A 16437-nucleotide genomic window follows, 5' to 3' on the forward strand; every position below is an offset into this window, starting at 1 on the left:
CTTTATGCTGTTCTAAGATCCATGACAACGATGTCATCACCGCCTCTGCGAACTCATCTGAATGGTGGCGACGCAGACCCGTTCCTTCGGGGCCGGGCGGAAGCGCCACCCCTCCTTTCGAAATCCCAGACGGGACCGCGAGAGCAGGCCACCGGCTTCAGCTGGTGGTAGTTGATGGAAGGATTGCGAGACATGAGCGCAGTGAAACTCGACGGCAAGGCGACCGCGGCCAGGATCAAGGCCGACCTCACGACGCGGGTGACCGCGCTCAGGGAGCGTGGCATCACCCCCGGTCTCGGCACCGTGCTGGTCGGCGACGATCCCGGCAGCCAGATCTATGTGGCGGGCAAGCACCGCGACTGCGCCGAGGTCGGCATCGCCTCCATCCGCGTGGACCTCCCGGCGGACGCCACCCAGGCCGAGGTCGAGGCGGCCATCGACGAGCTCAACGCCTCGCCGGAGTGCACCGGCTACATCGTCCAGCTCCCGCTGCCCCGCCACCTCGACACGATGGCGCTGCTGGAGCGCATGGACCCGGCCAAGGACGCCGACGGCCTGCACCCGGTCAACCTGGGCCGCCTGGTCCACATGGTCGACGCGCCGCTGCCCTGCACGCCGCACGGCATCGTGCTGCTCCTTCAGGAGTACGGCGTGCCGATCAAGGGCGCCGAGGTGGCCGTGGTCGGGCGCGGGATCACGGTGGGCCGCTCGCTCGGCCTGCTGCTGACCCGGCGCAGCGAGAACGCCACGGTGACCCTCTGCCACACCGGCACCCGCGACCTGGCCGCGCACGTCCGCCACGCCGACATCGTGGTGGCCGCCGCCGGAGTGCCCGGCCTCATCACTCCGGCCATGGTCAAGCCGGGCGCGGCCGTGCTCGACGTGGGCGTCTCGCGGGTGGACGGCAAGATCGCCGGTGACGTGGCCGCCGAGGTGGCGGAGGTGGCGGGCTTCCTGACCCCCAACCCCGGCGGCGTCGGCCCGATGACCCGCGCCCTCCTGCTCTCCAACGTGGTCGAGGCAGCCGAACGCGCCTGACCTGGACGGGCAGGCCGGGCGAACACGCCAGGTCTGGTCGCAAGCCAGCTGAACGCGCCGGATGTCACCGCTGGTCAGCTGAACGCGGCCTGACCCCTCCCACCTTCTCGCTAGGGCTGGAAGTCGGGGTCCACGGCGACGGTCACCTCAAGCAGCAGGGGCTCCTCGCGGTCGACAAGGGTGGGCATCACCTCGTCGAGCACCGCCGCGAGCTCCTCCGCCGTGTTCACCCGCCTGGCCGCGCAGCCCAGCGACCGGGCCATCCCGCCCATGCTGACCTCGGTGAACGCGGGCCACGGCGCCTTGCCGCCCGCCTTGTCGGCCAGCCGGTCCATGATCGCGTACCGGCCGTTGGCGAGCACCACGAACAGCGCGCCCACCCGGTAGTGAGCCGCGCTCCACAGCGCGTGCACCCCGTACAGCGCCGACCCGTCGCCCACCACCGCGACCACCGGCCGGTCGGGCAGCGACATGCGCAGGCCGACCGCCGCGGGCACCCCGAACCCCAGCCCGCCCATGGCGGCCGACACGAAGCCGAGCGGGTTGCGGGCCGGAACCAGCCGGTGCAGGTCAGGGCGCGACGACGGCGTCTCCTCGACAAGCACCGCATTGGCGGGCAACCGCTTGGCGAGCTGGTGCAGGACGTACGCGGCCCTCAACACCTCTCCCTCCCGGGGCAGCCCGTGCAGGACATGCGCGGCTCGCAGCACCTCCCCTTCCGGGGACAGCTCGGGTCCGTCGGGCACGGGCCGTCGCGGGGCGGGCCTGGCAGGCACGAGTACGGCCAGCCGCTCACAGACGGCGGCCGGGGCGGCGAGATAGGCCAGATCGGCCGGACTGCGGTGCGCCTCGGCCGGGTCGTCGGTGACGAGCGCGACAGTGGTACCGGCCTCGACCAGCGGACCGCTGTCGAACGGGTACTGACGAAAAACCGGGGCCCCTACGGCGAGCACCACGTCGTACGCGGCGAGCGCGGCGCGCAGCCGAGCGCGATCGGCAGGCAGCACCCCGGCGTACTGGGGATGATCCTGCGGAAAGCCCGCCATGGCACCGAACGACTCCTGCCAAACCGGACACCCCAGCCGCTCAGCAAGCGCCACCACCGCCGTCCAGCCCACCTCCCGAACGCCAGAGCCCGCGAAGGCAACGCTTTCACCGGACGGTCCCGAAGTGACAACATCCATGTCCGCGCTCGCGCCCACACCGGCGCCCGCGACGATCGCCGGGGAGTGGGCCTCGGACAGCAGGGCGGCCAGGGGCGCCAGCGACTCGTCCGATACGGCGGCCGGCCGTAGCAGTCGCGTCGGCGCCGCGATCGTCTCGTCCTCGAACGGCGCCGCCCAGTCGTCCAACGGCACCACCACCAGCGCGGGCCCTCGGAACGTGACCGCCTCGTGGAAGGCCCGCGCCACGGCCCCCGGTACGTCCTGCGCCCGTACCGGTTGGTCGACCCACACCGGATAGTCCCCGGCCAGCCCCGCCAGCCGCCCGGCCAGGAACGGCTCCAACGCCAGATGGCGACGATCCTGCTGCCCGACCAGGATCACCAACGGCACCCGGTTGGCCCGCGCGGTGGCGATCGCGCCGACCGCGTTGCCCAGACCCGCCGCTGTGTGCAGTACGGCCAGCGCCGGCGCCCCGTGCCCGATCGCCCACCCGGTGGCCATGCCGACCACCGACCCCTCATGCAGGGCCAGCACGAACCGCAGGTCGTCGGGCAGCCCGGTCAGCAGCGCGACCTCGGTCGAGCCCGGATTACAGAAGATCGTGGTCAGCCCGAACCGCCGGAGCACCTCGAACGTGGCCTCTCGAACCGTGCCCACCATGCTCACCGTGCCCGCCTGGGTCCGCCCACCGTGTGCCTCACAGCACCCGGTCGAGCCTGCTCACCAACCATGATCACTGTGGGTGATGACGATAGCACGATCGCCCGTTGTCCCAGCTAGACCGCTTGGAGAAGCTATTGGGGTGTCCACGAACCTTCGCCGGGTATCCGTTCTTCCGCTCCTCCGGGAGTGGGTGTCCCTCCCTGGAGACCTCAGCCACGACGGACCGCTATTTTCCGCTCTCCCGCTGGGGCGTCTCTTCCTGGGGCCTCAGCCACGACGGACCGTCATCTTCGGTTCCGCCGAAGGGGGTAGCCCACCATAGGGCCCCAGCCGTCACGGACCGTCACAAGGATCGAGACGGTCGTGTGACGGACCCCCGGGGGCCAGTGTCACTACCGGCGCCGGTAGCGGTCCGTGGCCTCCCTCGTGGCGCGGATCGCCGCATCGGCCGTGTCGTACGTGCGCTGCGCCAGCCCGACGAAGATGCAGTCGACGATCAGGAGCTGGCTGATCCGGCTGGCCAGCGCCCCGGGGCGGAACGCGGTCTCCCGCCCCGCCGACACCAGCGTGTAGTCGGCCAGCCCGGCCAGTGACGACCGCGGATTGTTGGTGATCGCGACCACCAGCGCCCCGGCCTCCGCGGCCGTGCGGGCCGGGTCCAGTACGTCCGGTGTCTCGCCGCCGCAACTGATCGCCACCACCACGTCTCCCGCCCGGAGCAGGGCCGCGCTGGTCAGCGCCAGGTGGGCGTCGCTGAACGGGTGGCTGGACAGACCGATCCGCAGCAGCTTCTGGGACATGTCGGCCGCCACGAGCCCGGAGGCCGCCACGCCGTACACGTCCACCCGCCGGGCCCCGGCGATGGCCGTGACGACCTCTCCGAGCGGCTCGGGGTCGAGTTGCGCCGCCGTGTCGGCCAGCGCCTCCGACTCGGCTCGCGCCACCTTGGCGATGACGTCGGTGAGCGGGTCGTCGGGGCCGAGGTCGCCGGGCACCAGCCGCTCGGGCTCCTTGGCCACGGCGGCGGCCAGGGCGAAGCGCATCTGTGAGTAACCGGCGAAGCCGAGTGCCCTGGCAGTGCGTACGATCGTCGCCTCGCTCGTCCCGGACACCCCGCTGAACTCGGTGATCGTGCTCCGGACGACCACGCCGGGGTCGGCGAGAATGATGCGCGCGATGGCCTGCGCGGCCGGCGTCAGCGACGGCAGCACCGCACGGACGGCGGCCACGGGGTTGGCCGGCTCGTTCATCCGCCCGCCCAGCTCGTCGACAGCCAGCCCGCCCATGCCGTCAACAGCCCGGCCGTCAACAGTCGGCCCGTCAGCAGCCAGGACATCAACAGCCACGACGCCAATGGCCAGCCCTTCGATAGACGGAGGCGCCCGGTCACCGGGTCAGCCATTCGGCCGCCGCCTGCGCCGAGACGCGCGAGATGCCGTGCGTGACCAGGTGCGCGGCGCCCTCGGGCGGGCCGGGGATGCCGGTGTCCACGACGATCACCTCCGGCCGCACCTGTACGGCCCGCGCCACCGTCTCCCGTACCCACGGATAACGGGCGGCGTCGTGCACCACGAGGACGACCGGCCGCTCGTCGAACGGCGGCAGCTCGCCCTCCGGCTCCATCTGAACCCGCGTGGTGCCCGGCAGCAGCGTGCTGAGCGCCGCCGTGATGCCGGTCGGCGTCGAGGGGTCCACCGCCTTGTTGAAGCGCGTGTTGACCTCCACGACCAGCGGCGGCCGGGTCAAGGTGGCCGACCCCGTCACGGTCAGCGCGGCCCTGGCGGCCTCCAGGCCCGCACCCTCGTCGACGTCGGCGCGGGCCTTGTCGCGCAGGGCCGACTGCCGGGCGTACCAGTCGGACAGGGCGAGGACCCGGGCGGCGGCCTCAGCCAGGCGCTCCTCCGGGAGGACGCCCGACTGGACGGCGGTCACGATGGCGTCGCGGATGTCGTGCAGGCTGCGCTCGGTCGACAGGCCCACGCAGATGGCGTCGACGCCCGCGCCGAGCGCGCGGACCGCGATCTCCCCTGGGTCGAACATCGCGGCCACCGCCCGCATCTCGATCGCGTCGGTGACCAGCATCCCGTCGAAGCCGAGCTCGCCCCTGAGGAGCTCGGTCATGACGGTACGGCTGAGCGTCGCGGGCATCGCCGGGTCGAGGGCGGGCACCAGCAGGTGACCCGACATGACCGAGCGCACGCCGGCCGCGATCGCGGCTCTGAACGGCGGCAGGTCGCGCTCGTCGATCAGTTCGCGCGAGGCGTGTACGGTCGGCAGCGCCAGGTGCGAGTCCGTGACCGTGTCACCGTGGCCGGGGAAGTGCTTGGCGCAGGCGGCGACCCCGGCACCCTGTACCCCGTTGACGTAGGCCACGGTGTGGCGCGAGACCAGGTCGGCGGTCGGGCCGAACGAGCGGACGCCGATCACCGGGTTGGCGGGGTTGGCGTTGACGTCGGCGGACGGCGCGTAGTTGAGCGTGATGTCCGCTTCGGCGAGCATCCGGCCGATCTGGCGGCCCACGCGCTCCGTCAGGGCCACGTCGTCCACCACGCCGAGCGCCCGGTTGCCCGGGAAGGAACTGCCGGAGGTGACCTCCAGACGGGTGACCGCCCCGCCCTCCTCGTCGATCGCGACGACGGCGCCCGGGTTCTCGGCGCGAAACCGCTGGACGAGCTGCTGCCCGGGGTTGTTGCGGGCGAACAGCACCAGGCCGCCGAGTCCTTCGCCGAGCGCCCTGAGCAACCAGTCGGGAGCCGACGTGCCTTCATAGCCTGGCTGGAGCACTGTCATCGCTAGTCGGTACAGGTCAGGGGACATGCGGCATTTTCCTTCACGATTGTTGAATTGAAGGTAATTTTCTGTCATCGTCGCCCTCGACACAACCACTTCCGAGAGGCCAAACCCCCCATGCCCAGCCGAAGGACGTTACTGAAGGGCCTCGCCCTCGCCGCTGCCGCCTCCGTCGTACCGCTTCCCGCCTTCGCCGCAGACTACGTCCCGCCGTTGCGTCAGATGCGCGGCATGTGGATCGCCTCCGTGGTCAACATCAACTGGCCGTCCAAGACCGGGCTGACCGTCGAGCAGCAGAAGGCCGAATACCTCGCCTGGCTGGACCTGGCCGTACAGCGCAAGCTGAACTCCGTCTTCGTGCAGATCAGGCCGACCGCCGACGCGTTCTGGCCGTCGCCGTTCGAACCGTGGTCGCAATGGCTGACCGGCACCCAGGGGCAGGACCCCGGCTACGACCCGCTGGGCTTCATCGTCGAGGAGACGCACAAGCGCGGGCTGGCCTTCCACGCCTGGTTCAACCCGTACCGGGTCTCGATGCAGGCCGACCCGGCCAAGCTGCACCCCGACCACCCGGGACGCAAGCACCCCGACTGGATCCTGCCGTTCGGCGGCAAGCTCTACTACAACCCCGGCATGCCCGAGGTGCGGAAGTTCTGCCAGGACGCGATCATGGACGCGGTCACCCGGTACGACATCGACGGCCTGCACTTCGACGACTACTTCTACCCGACGAACACCACGGCCTTCGACGACAGCGCCGCCTTCGCCCAGTACGGAGCCGGCTTCCCGGACCTGGCCACCTGGCGGCGCAACAACGTCGACCTCATGGTCTCGGAGATGCAGCAGCGCGTGCGCGCGGTCAAGCCGGAGATCGCCTGGGGCATCAGCCCGTCGGGCATCTGGCGCAACAAGGCCAGCGACCCGCTCGGCTCCGAGACCAGCGGCGGCCAGTCGTACGACAGCCTGCACGCCGACACCCGGGGCTGGGTGAAGAAGGGCTGGCTCGACTACATCGCCCCCCAGCTCTACTGGTACATCGGCCAGCCCCCGGCCGACTACGCCAAGCTCGTCCCGTGGTGGTCCGACGTGGCGAACGGCACCGGCACCCTGCTCTGGATCGGCCAGGCCGCCTACAAGGCGGGCGACCCCGCCCAGACCGCGCCCGAATGGCAGAACCCGGCCGAGCTGTCCAAGCACCTCACCCTCAACCGGGACAATCCCCCGGTCAGTGGTGACATCTGGTACAACGCCAACGACCTGCGGGCCGACCGGATCGGCTCGATCAGCACGGCCGTGAACGACCACTACACCCGGCCCGCCCTGGCCCCGGTGCTGACCAGGCTGGCGGGTGGCGAGGCGCCGCACCGGCCGGTGCTGGCGTACGCGCTGCGGAAACACGGCGGGGTGGAGGTACGCGCGGTCGCGACGGATCGGCACGAGCCCTTCCAGTTCGCCATCTTCCGCTTCCCCGGCAAGGCCGCGTCCAGCGCGTTCGCCGACGCCCGGAACCTGGTCGCGGTGCTGCCGGGCGACCGGCAGGTGCGCTGGGTGGACCCGGAGGGCAAGCGCGGAGATCACTACTACGTGGTCGCCGTGGACCGGGCCAACCGGACCAGCAAGCCGAGCAACGGGTTCCGGGTGCTGTAGCGGGTTCCCCGGTGGTTCGTCACGCGACCGTCTCGATCCCTGTGACGGTCCGTGGTGGTTGGTGTCCTTTCGGGGGAGACCCCTTCGGGAGCGGATGAACGGAGTGCGATGCGGGTTCTCGGCCTCATCTCAGGTACGTCCCACGACGGGATAGACAGTGCGGTCGTGGACTGGTCGCTCGACGGCGGTGTGCTGACCGGCACGCTGATCCACGCCGGCGAGCGGCCGTACGAGCCAGGCCTGAGAGCCCGTATCGTGGCCGCGCTGCCGCCCAACAGGATCGACCTGGGCGAGGTCTGCGCCCTGGACACGCTCATCGGCCAGGCGTTCGCCGAGGCGGCGGCCGAGGGGCCGGCGGCCGAGCTGATCTGCTCCCACGGGCAGACGCTCTTCCACTGGGTGGAGGGCGGCCGGGTGCTCGGCACCCTGCAACTGGGCCAGCCGGCCTGGATCGCCGAGCGCACCGGGCTGCCCGTGGTGTCGGACGTGCGGGTGCGCGACGTGGCCGCCGGCGGGCAGGGGGCGCCGCTCGTCTCCTACCTCGACCTGCTGCTCATGGCCGGGCTGCCGGGGCGTACCGGGGCGTTGAACCTGGGCGGGATCGCCAACCTGACCGTGCGGGAGCCGGCCATCGCCTACGACACCGGCCCCGCGTGCGCGCTCATCGACGCCGCCGCGCCCCCGTACGACAAGGACGGGGTGCTCGGCGCGGCCGGAACGGTCGACGCGGCGCTGCTGGCGCGGCTGCTGGCCGAGCCGTACTACGCGAAGGAGCCGCCGAAATCCACCGGTAAAGAGCTCTTCACACCGGGGTACGTCAAAGCGGACCTCCCGCGGGCCGACCTCGTCGCCACACTGACCGCGCTCACCGCGGAGACCGTGGCGGCCGAGATCCGGCGGCACGGGCTCGACACCGTGATCGTCTCCGGCGGCGGTGTGCGCAATCCCACACTCATGGGCATGCTGCGCGCACGCGTGCCGGACACGCGACTCGTGACCAGCGACGAACTCGGCGTGCCCGCCGACGCGAAGGAGGCGATCGCCTTCTCGTTGTTCGGCTGGCTCACCGCGCACGGTCTGCCGTCTACCGTGCCCAGTTGCACGGGCGCCTCAGGGGCGCGCGTCCTGGGCACGGTGACGCCGGGCTCCGGTCCGCTCGTGCTGCCGGAACCCCTCGCCGTGGCGCCGGTCGCGATCCGTTTCCTCTAGTGGGCCGCGCTCAGCGACCCACCACAGGTAGCGGGGTCTGCACCTATGAAGCCCTGCGTCCGGCCGCCGTCGGCTGCTGTTGCTCGGCCGACGTCCCCGACCGCTGTGGTGGCACCACAGGAGTCGGGCGCACCAGGCCCAGCGCGACGACCTCGTTGGCCAGCCGCGTGCGCCGGTTGGTGCCCTCGGGAATCCGGAACTTCTGGTACAGCCGCAGCAGGTGTTGCTTGACCGCGGCTTCGGTCACGACCAGGTCGTCGGCGATCTCACGTGCGGTCGCCGGGGCGACGAACGCCTCATCCGACAGCGCCGGCCTGCAGAGCGAGGTCAGCACATCGACCTCGCGCCTGGTCAGCTCGGGCGCAGCGGCCCTGCGCAGTTCGACCTCGGGGGTGAAGTCCTCACGGGGGACTCCGCCGATGCGACCGCGCGCCGCGCCGAAGGAGACGACGTCGCCGTCGTCAAGCACCCTCCGGGCGATCGGCCTGCCGTTCACCCGTGTGCCGTTGCGGGACAGGCCCAGATCAACGACGTACAGGTAGGGTCCTCGCCTGACGAACTCGGCATGGAGTCGAGACACACTCGGGTCGGTCAGCCGGATGTCCGCGCCCCGGCCCCTCCCCACCGTCGTGATCTCGGGGCGCAACGGGACCACCTCGCCGGTGTCCTCGATGCGTATGAACGGCCCCTCCACGGCAGTTCCTCCCCAGGTAGCCCGCCGTAACTATTACTACAGCTCCGGCTTACCCAAACGAGGGGATGCGGAATCGCCTTTGCCATAAGGAGAATCCAGCATGAAATTGGTCTGGACCTTCGCGGCCGGTTTTGCCTGCTCACGGGTAGACTTCGGGCGGAGATAAGCGGAGGAAACACTCATGGCGGACAAGCCCACGAAAGGCCTGGCCGATGTCGTAGCCGCGTCGACAGCGCTCAGCGACATTGACGGGAAGGCCGGTCGTCTCTTCTATCGCGGATACGACATCCACGATCTGGCCGGCCGCGCGACGTTCGAAGAGACCGCTCACCTGCTGCAGTGCGGCAAGCTTCCCAATCGGGACGAGTTGGACAGGTACGGCGAGGAGCTGGTGCGGGGCCGCGAGCTCGGCGCGCTCGTCTCCGCGAACATCCCGGAGATCGCCGAGAAGCAGAAACCGATGGAGGCCCTGCGCTCCCTCGTCTCCCTCTCCGGTGCGGACGATCCGGACAAGGACTCGATCGCCCCCGACGCGAACCTGCGCAAGGCCGCCCGCCTGACCGCGCAGCAGCCCCTGCTGGTCGCCCGCTACCACGCCGCCCGCAACGGCGCCGAGGTCCCGGAGCCCGACCCGGCGATGAGCATCGCGGCGAACTTCCTGCTGCAGGTCACCGGACGTGTTCCGGCCCAGCGCGAGGTCGAGCTCTTCGACGCCTGCCTGGTGCTGCACGCCGACCACACCATGAACGCCTCGACGTTCGCCGCCCGCGTCTGCGCCGCGACCCTGTCGGACATGCACTCGGCCATCGTCGCCGCCATCGGGACGCTCAAGGGCCCCCTGCACGGCGGCGCGAACGAGCAGGTCATGAAGACCCTCGAATCGATCTCGCCCACCGGGGTGGCGCAGGCCGTACGCGAGAAGCTGGCCGCCGGCGAGAAGATCATGGGCTTCGGCCACCGCGTCTACAAGACCGAGGACCCGCGGGCCACGCACCTGCGCAGGATGTCGCAGGAACTCGCCGAATCCACCGGCGACGACACCTATTATCGGATGTCCAAGGAGATGGAGGAGGTCGTCTTCGAGATGAAGGGCCTCTATCCCAATGTCGACTTCTACGCGGCATCGGTCTATCACTATCTCGGCATTCCGACGGACCTGTTCACACCGGTCTTCTCGATCAGCCGCATGTCCGGATGGACGGCGCACGTGATCGAGCAGCATGCCGACAACAGACTGATCCGCCCCGACAGTGAGTACATCGGTGAGCGTGACCAGAAGTGGAAGCCGATCGAGGAGAGATGAGCCTGGACCGGAGAGAGCGGGGCACGATGCCAACGGAGGTCCGCAGCGAATGCGACCATAAGCAGGCACGTTGAGTCGTTCTGGAGAGAGTTGGGGGCCGTACCCGCTGGTTCTGGCGGGTGCGGTCGTCGGCGTTGCGCTGATTTTCCTCGTGGACCCGCGGTGGGGCGGGTTCGCGTTGGGCGCCGCCGTCATGGTGGCCGCCGCGCTCCGTTTCGCCGGGTACGGCGGGCTCGCCGTACGCAGCAAGAGGACGGACGTCATCACGCTCGGGGCGTTCGGATTCGTGCTCGTCCTCACCTCGCTGATCTTGGCGAACGACGAGCTCAAGGGAATGATCATGTCCCTTTTGGCCCGGTGATCCACCTCCACCGACCCGGTCGACGCGGGGCCGCCTTCGGGCGGCCCTTTCCGTGTCTCTAGAACATCTCTTGGCCCTCACAGAGCGTGACGGAGTTGATCAGATGGGTAAGAGTCCCTGGTAAGAGTCATAGGTGGCCCAGGGGGTTCGGATGCGCTTGCGTCTTTTGAGTGGGGTGGGGCTGATCGCGGTCACGGCGGTCGTGTGCGGCTGTGGCTCGGAACCGGCCGCCAAGCCGGTGAACACCGCGGCCAACACGGCGGCCAAGCTGAAGCAGGCCAAGGCCGCTCAGCTGGCGCTGGCCGCCAAGGTGAAGGCCAACGAGCTGGGGCAGATCCCGGTGCTGATGTTCCACCGGGTGATCAAGAATCCGGCGACCACCGACGACCGGACTCCCGAGCAGTTCAGGGGAGACCTCGAACGGCTGGTCAAGGACGGGTACGTACCGATCACCGCCGCCGAGTACGTCACCGGCAAGATCGACATCCCGGCGGGCAAGCACGCGGTCGTGCTGACCTTCGACGACTCCTCGCCCTCACAGCTCACGCTGGACGAGATGGGCAACCTGGCGCCGGACACCGCCATCGGCATCCTGCGTGACGTGGCGGCGAAGAATCCTGGGTTCCGGCCGGTGGCCACGATGTACGTCACGCGCGACATGTTCGGCAAGACCGTGCGCGACGAGCAGGCCCAGATGCTGCTCTGGCTCAAGGACAACGGGTTCGACATCGGCAACCACACCCGCGACCACATCAACCTGCGGGGCCGGTCGGAGAAGGAGGTCGAGGAGCAGATCGCGACCATCCAGACGATGGTCAGCTCCCTGGCCTTCGTCAAGCCGGTGACCATCGCCCTGCCGTACGGCAACCAGCCGCACAACAAGAAGTGGGCCATGCACGGCAAGCTCGGCGACGTCACCTATGACCACAAGGGAGTCTTCCTGGCCGGTTACACGCCCGCGCCCGCGCCGTTCAGCAAGTCCTTCGACCCGCTGGGCATCCCGCGCATCAGGGCGATGGACAAGAAGGGTGACTGCAAGCAGTTCTGCTCGGTGGCCTGGCTCGACTGGCTGAAGAACAACCCGGACATGCGGTACACCTCAGACGGCGACCCGTTGACCGTGGCCTTCCCCAAGTTCAAGAATCCGTTCCTGCGGACGTCCTTCACTGCACGGGCTCTCGCGTACTGAACGTGATGCCGGCCCGGCGCAGGCGCTCGATCAGCGGGCGGCCCATCGCGGAGGCGGTGGTGACCTGGCCGGCGATCTCCGGCACGTCGTCGAAGGCCAGGCAGAGCGCCGACTCGCCGAGCATCTTGGCCGTCTCGTCGTAACCGGGGTCGCCGCCCGCGACCTCGGTGACGACCCGCCGGCCGCCGCCCTCGCCGAGGATGGTGACCTTGAACCAGTTGCGGGCCCGCTGCTCGGGGGTGGGCCCGTCGCCCGGCTTGACGCGGCTCGCCATCCAGTCGCGTACCGGGGGGATCTGCGCGAGCGCCGCCATCGTGCCCGCTCCCGCCGCCACGGCGAGGGCGGCGGGCAGGGTCTTGACGGCGTAGTACTGGCGGTAGGTGAAGTCGGGTCCGTAGCGGTCGAGCAGGCGGGCCGAGCGGCCGACGATCAGCGGGTCCAGGCTCGGCATCGGCAGCGCCCATCCGCCGACATAGCGCAGGCCGCCGGGTAGTGAGCTGACCCGGCGGTCGGGCGGCAGCGGCTCGGCCGCGCGTCGCCGGGCTCCCGCCTCCAGGAGTTGCAGGGGGCGCGAGACGATCGTCATCCCGGAGGCCAGCGTGCCTCCCGACGCCCGCATCTGGCTCCTGAGGAACCCGCTGACCCTGAGTGGCACGTGCTCCGGGAGCCGGTCGACCGTGAAGAGCACGCCCAGGTCGTAGGGGATGGAGTCGAAGCCGCACGCGTGCACCAGCTTGGCGCCCGTCGCGGTGGCCCGCCGGTGGTGGCGGACGTACATCCGGTCCACGAATTCGGCCTCGCCGGTCAGGTCCAGATAATGAGTGCCCGCCTCGGCGCAGGCGGCCACGAGCGGCTCGCCGTACCGGAGGTAGGGGCCGACGGTCGTGACGACGACGCGGGTCGAGCGGGCGATCGCGGCCAGCGAGGCGGGGTCGGTGGCGTCGGCGATCAGGATCGGGACGTCGAGGCCGAGTCGTTCCAGCTTGGCCCGGTCGCGCCCGGCCAGTGCCCAGCGGACCTCGGGGCCGGCCGTCTTGGCGAGGTAGGCCGCGGTGAGCGCGCCGGTGAAGCCGCTCGCCCCGAACAGCACGATGTCGTACGCACGGGCCATAATCCCGAGCCTCCTCGGTGCTTCTCGTAGTTTCGCCCTATTCTGGGGTAATTCGGCGTTTCTCCTCACCATGGTGATGGCGGGTGGCCATACTGCTCCTGGCGACAAACCGTGACGTCACGAACGGTTAACGGTTCCCTGAGAGCTTACTGAGCGTCGTAAAGTTTGCGTCGTTGGGCTTTGTTTGAACGTGGGGAAGATGAATGCCGCAGATCTCGCCGCTGGTCGCCGGCGACCCCGGCCAGCTGGGGTCGTTCCGGCTGGTCGGCCGGGTTGGGGAAGGCGGCCAGGGCATCGTCTACCTGGGCGTCACCGATGAGGGGGAGCAGGCGGCGATCAAGCTGCTGCATGTCAAGTTCAGTGGGGACACGATCGCCAGGTCGCGGTTCGCCAGGGAGCTGAAGGCAGCGCAGCGGGTGGCGTCGTTCTGCACGGCCCGGGTGATCGAGGCCGATCTCGACGGCGACACGCCGTACATCGCCAGCGAGTACATCGACGGGCGCGCCCTCAGGGACATCGTCGACGAGGACGGCCCGCTGCGGGGGACGGCGCTCGACCGGCTGGCGATCGGCACGGCGACCGCGCTGACCGCGATCCACCACGCCTCGATCGTGCACCGCGACTTCAAGCCCGACAACGTGCTGATCGCCGCCGACGGGCCGCGGGTGGTCGACTTCGGCATCGCCAGGATCATCGACTCGAGCGGCACCATCACCAGCCGGGCCATCGGGACGCCCGCGTACATGGCTCCCGAGCAGATCGCCGGGGACGATGTCGGGCCTTATACCGACGTGTTCGCCTGGGGGGCGGTGATCGCGTTCGCGGCCACCGGGGAGACCGTGTTCGAGGGCAACTCGATCGCGGTGGTGCTCAACCGGATCCTCAACCACGAGGTCGACGTGTCCATGCTGCCCGAGCCGCTGCGCGGCGTGGTGCGCTCGGCGTTGTCGAAGTCGCCCGAGGAGCGGCCCTCGGCCGACCAGATCCTGCTGCGGCTGCTCGGCCAGCCCGAGACGGTCGGCGCCTCCACGGCCGTGCTGACCCGGGGCGTACAGGTGGCCAGCGACGACACCACCCCGTTCATCAGGGTGTCGGCCGGGACGCTCGGCACGGGCTCGCCGTCGAAGGCGCAGCTCATGCATCCGCCGGAGCAGTCCTCCGTGACCGGCGGCGAGCCGATCCCCTGGGCGACCGGCTCCACGCCGCCACCGCCCCGAATCCTGGACGAGCGGCCGACCATGGCCACCCCGGAATCCGGCCCGCCCGCGCCACGCGGCCGGCGCCGCGCGGGGTGGGTCGCGCTGACCGTGGCGATCCTGCTGATCGCCGCCGCCTCGATCGTGGCCGTGCAGAACAACTGGCTCCAGCTCGCGCTCGGCGAGGAGCAGCCCTCGCCCCATCCCGCCCCGCCGGACTCCTTCGCCTCGGTCGTCGACAAGGTGGCGCAGACGAAGAAGATCGTGATCGGCGTGAAGGGCGACCTCCCCGGCGTCTCCCTGGAACGTGGCGGCGGCTTCGAGGGCTTCGACATCGAGCTGGCCAAGCTCGTCGCGGAGCAGCTCGGCGCCAAGCAGACCGAGTTCGTCAAGATTCCCAAGTTCGAGAGGGAGAAGGCGCTGGAGGGCGGCACCGTGGACCTGGTGATCGCCACCTACTCCATCGACAAGAGCGGCGTCGAGTTCGCCGGCCCGTACTATGTGGCCCACCACGACCTCCTGGTCCGCGACGGCGACTCGATCGACTCGATCGACGACCTCAAGGGCAAGAAGATCTGCGCCCCCGACAGTCCGTCCGTCGGCAATGTCCAGGCCCGCGTGAAGGTGGAGCTCGTCACGGTGGGCAACTACGCGCAGTGCATGGACCTGCTCAGGAGCGGCGACGTCGCCGCGGTGCCGGGCGAGGACCTCATCCTGGCCGGCTTCGCCAGCCGCGAGAACCAGCGCTTCAAGATCCTCGGCGCCAAGCTCAACGACGAGCGCTACGCCATTGGCATCAAGCACGGAGACGCGAAGACCTGCAAGGCGGCCAACGGGATCATCGCCTCGCTCTACCGCAAGGGCGTCGTCAAGAGCCTGCTGGCTCGGCATTTCGCCAACGTGGACTTCACTCCCGAGCAGGAAACACCCTCGATGGTCTCCTGCGGATGACGAACGGGTAGCATCCGAAAGTCAATGATTCATCCTGCGAGTTAGGGGAAGGCCATGGCCACGCCCGTCAAGGTGACCGTCACCGGAGCCGCCGGTCAGATCGGCTACGCACTGCTGTTCCGCATCGCGTCGGGGCAGCTGCTCGGCCCGAATGTCCCGGTCAAGCTCAGTCTGCTGGAGATCCCGCAGGCGGTGAAGGCAGCCGAGGGCACCGCCATGGAGCTCGACGACTGCGCGTTCCCGCTGCTGTCCGGCATCGAGATCACCGACGACCCGAACGTCGCGTTCGCGGGCACCAACGTCGCGCTGCTCGTCGGCGCCATGCCGCGCAAGGCCGGCATGGAGCGTGGCGACCTGCTCGGCGCCAACGGCGGCATCTTCGGTCCGCAGGGCAAGGCGATCAACGAGCACGCGGCCGATGACATCAAGGTCCTGGTCGTGGGCAACCCGGCCAACACCAACGCGCTCATCGCCCAGCAGAACGCGCCCGACGTGCCGGCCGACCGCTTCACCGCGATGACCCGCCTCGACCACAACCGCGCGCTGTCCCAGCTCGCCGCGAAGCTCCAGGTCCCGGTCACCGAGATCAAGAACATGACCATCTGGGGCAACCACTCCGCCACGCAATACCCGGACCTCTACCACGCCGAGGTCGGCGGCAAGATCGCGGCCGAGCAGGTGGAGTCCGAGTGGCTGCGCGACACCTTCATCCCGACGGTGGCCAAGCGCGGCGCCGCCATCATCGAGGCCCGCGGCGCCTCCTCCGCCGCCTCCGCGGCCAACGCCGCGATCGACCACGTCTACGACTGGGTCAACGGCACCGACTGGACTTCGGCCGCCGTCGTCTCCGACGGGTCCTACGGCGTGCCCGAGGGCCTCATCTCGTCGTTCCCGGTGCGGGCGGCGGGGGGCCGGTTCGAGATCATCCAGGGTCTGGAGATCGACGCCTTCTCCCGCGAGCGCATCGACGCCAGCGTCCAGGAGCTCACCGAGGAGCGCGACGCGGTGGCCTCGCTCGGCCTGATCTGATCCGTCCTGACAAGGCGCGCGTCCGTTTCCGGGCGCGCGTCTTTTTGGTTATATGTACGATTTGCGGCCTATTTCCCTTTTGTGCGGCTA

At 69.8% G+C, this 16437-nt stretch carries 13 protein-coding genes; 8 read left to right on the forward strand and 5 right to left on the reverse strand.

Annotated features, from left to right (window positions below):
- Window positions 1–192 precede the first annotated feature (192 nt).
- Entirely contained in the window at window positions 193–1038 is an 846-nt protein-coding gene (locus AB0B61_RS13705; protein WP_357948558.1) for a bifunctional methylenetetrahydrofolate dehydrogenase/methenyltetrahydrofolate cyclohydrolase, read from the forward strand.
- Window positions 1039–1148: 110 nt separating this feature from the next.
- Here AB0B61_RS13705 and AB0B61_RS13710 read toward each other — a convergent pair whose 3' ends face one another.
- From AB0B61_RS13710 to AB0B61_RS13720, 3 genes are all read right to left on the reverse strand, one after another.
- Window positions 1149–2864, reverse strand: a complete 1716-nt coding sequence (locus AB0B61_RS13710; protein ID WP_358431917.1) for a thiamine pyrophosphate-dependent enzyme — start codon at window positions 2862–2864, stop codon at window positions 1149–1151.
- A 395-nt stretch (window positions 2865–3259) separates the two neighbouring features.
- On the reverse strand, window positions 3260–4213 hold the full coding sequence (locus AB0B61_RS13715; RefSeq protein ID WP_358431604.1) for a MurR/RpiR family transcriptional regulator: 954 nt from the start codon (window positions 4211–4213) through the stop codon (window positions 3260–3262).
- Between the two features lie 40 nt (window positions 4214–4253).
- The gene (locus AB0B61_RS13720) at window positions 4254–5657 is read right to left on the reverse strand and encodes a glycoside hydrolase family 3 N-terminal domain-containing protein (RefSeq protein WP_358431605.1); all 1404 of its coding nucleotides are present in this window, start codon (window positions 5655–5657) and stop codon (window positions 4254–4256) included.
- A 117-nt stretch (window positions 5658–5774) separates the two neighbouring features.
- Here AB0B61_RS13720 and AB0B61_RS13725 point away from each other — a divergent pair, with 117 nt between their 5' ends.
- Both AB0B61_RS13725 and AB0B61_RS13730 read left to right on the forward strand, forming a co-directional pair.
- Window positions 5775–7304: a family 10 glycosylhydrolase gene (locus AB0B61_RS13725; RefSeq protein WP_358431606.1), complete on the forward strand. Its 1530-nt coding sequence runs from the start codon at window positions 5775–5777 to the stop codon at window positions 7302–7304.
- A gap of 108 nt (window positions 7305–7412) precedes the next feature.
- Window positions 7413–8513 carry an anhydro-N-acetylmuramic acid kinase gene (locus tag AB0B61_RS13730; protein WP_358431607.1) on the forward strand — a complete coding sequence of 367 codons (1101 nt, stop codon included), beginning with the start codon at window positions 7413–7415 and terminating at the stop codon, window positions 8511–8513.
- Between the two features lie 43 nt (window positions 8514–8556).
- Here the strand turns inward: AB0B61_RS13730 and AB0B61_RS13735 are convergent, their stop codons facing one another.
- Window positions 8557–9207, reverse strand: coding sequence for an FHA domain-containing protein (locus AB0B61_RS13735; protein ID WP_219531308.1), 651 nt, complete (start codon window positions 9205–9207; stop codon window positions 8557–8559).
- 181 nt (window positions 9208–9388) lie between these two features.
- On the opposite strand from AB0B61_RS13735, the gene AB0B61_RS13740 reads away from it, so the two are divergent.
- The 3 genes from AB0B61_RS13740 (at window position 9389) to AB0B61_RS13750 (ending at window position 12060) form a co-directional block, all read left to right on the forward strand.
- Window positions 9389–10510, forward strand: coding sequence for a citrate/2-methylcitrate synthase (locus tag AB0B61_RS13740; RefSeq protein ID WP_358431608.1), 1122 nt, complete (start codon window positions 9389–9391; stop codon window positions 10508–10510).
- A gap of 70 nt (window positions 10511–10580) precedes the next feature.
- Complete coding sequence (locus AB0B61_RS13745; protein WP_358431610.1) at window positions 10581–10871, forward strand: DUF3017 domain-containing protein; 291 nt, start codon at window positions 10581–10583, stop codon at window positions 10869–10871.
- 151 nt (window positions 10872–11022) lie between these two features.
- Window positions 11023–12060, forward strand: coding sequence for a polysaccharide deacetylase family protein (locus AB0B61_RS13750; RefSeq protein WP_358431611.1), 1038 nt, complete (start codon window positions 11023–11025; stop codon window positions 12058–12060).
- Here the strand turns inward: AB0B61_RS13750 and AB0B61_RS13755 are convergent.
- Window positions 12035–13171, reverse strand: a complete 1137-nt coding sequence (locus tag AB0B61_RS13755; protein WP_358431613.1) for a saccharopine dehydrogenase NADP-binding domain-containing protein — start codon at window positions 13169–13171, stop codon at window positions 12035–12037. The two genes, AB0B61_RS13750 and AB0B61_RS13755, sit on opposite strands and share 26 nt — an antisense overlap.
- Before the next feature lie 203 nt (window positions 13172–13374).
- Between AB0B61_RS13755 and AB0B61_RS13760 the strand changes: the two genes are divergently transcribed.
- Window positions 13375–15318 (forward strand): transporter substrate-binding domain-containing protein, encoded by a 1944-nt coding sequence (locus tag AB0B61_RS13760; RefSeq protein WP_358431614.1) that lies wholly within the window; start codon window positions 13375–13377, stop codon window positions 15316–15318.
- Between the two features lie 54 nt (window positions 15319–15372).
- Window positions 15373–16347 (forward strand): malate dehydrogenase, encoded by a 975-nt coding sequence (locus tag AB0B61_RS13765; RefSeq protein WP_358431615.1) that lies wholly within the window; start codon window positions 15373–15375, stop codon window positions 16345–16347.
- Window positions 16348–16437: the final 90 nt, after the last annotated feature.

Source organism: Nonomuraea sp. NPDC049158, assembly GCF_040648335.1.
GTDB lineage: Bacteria > Actinomycetota > Actinomycetes > Streptosporangiales > Streptosporangiaceae > Nonomuraea.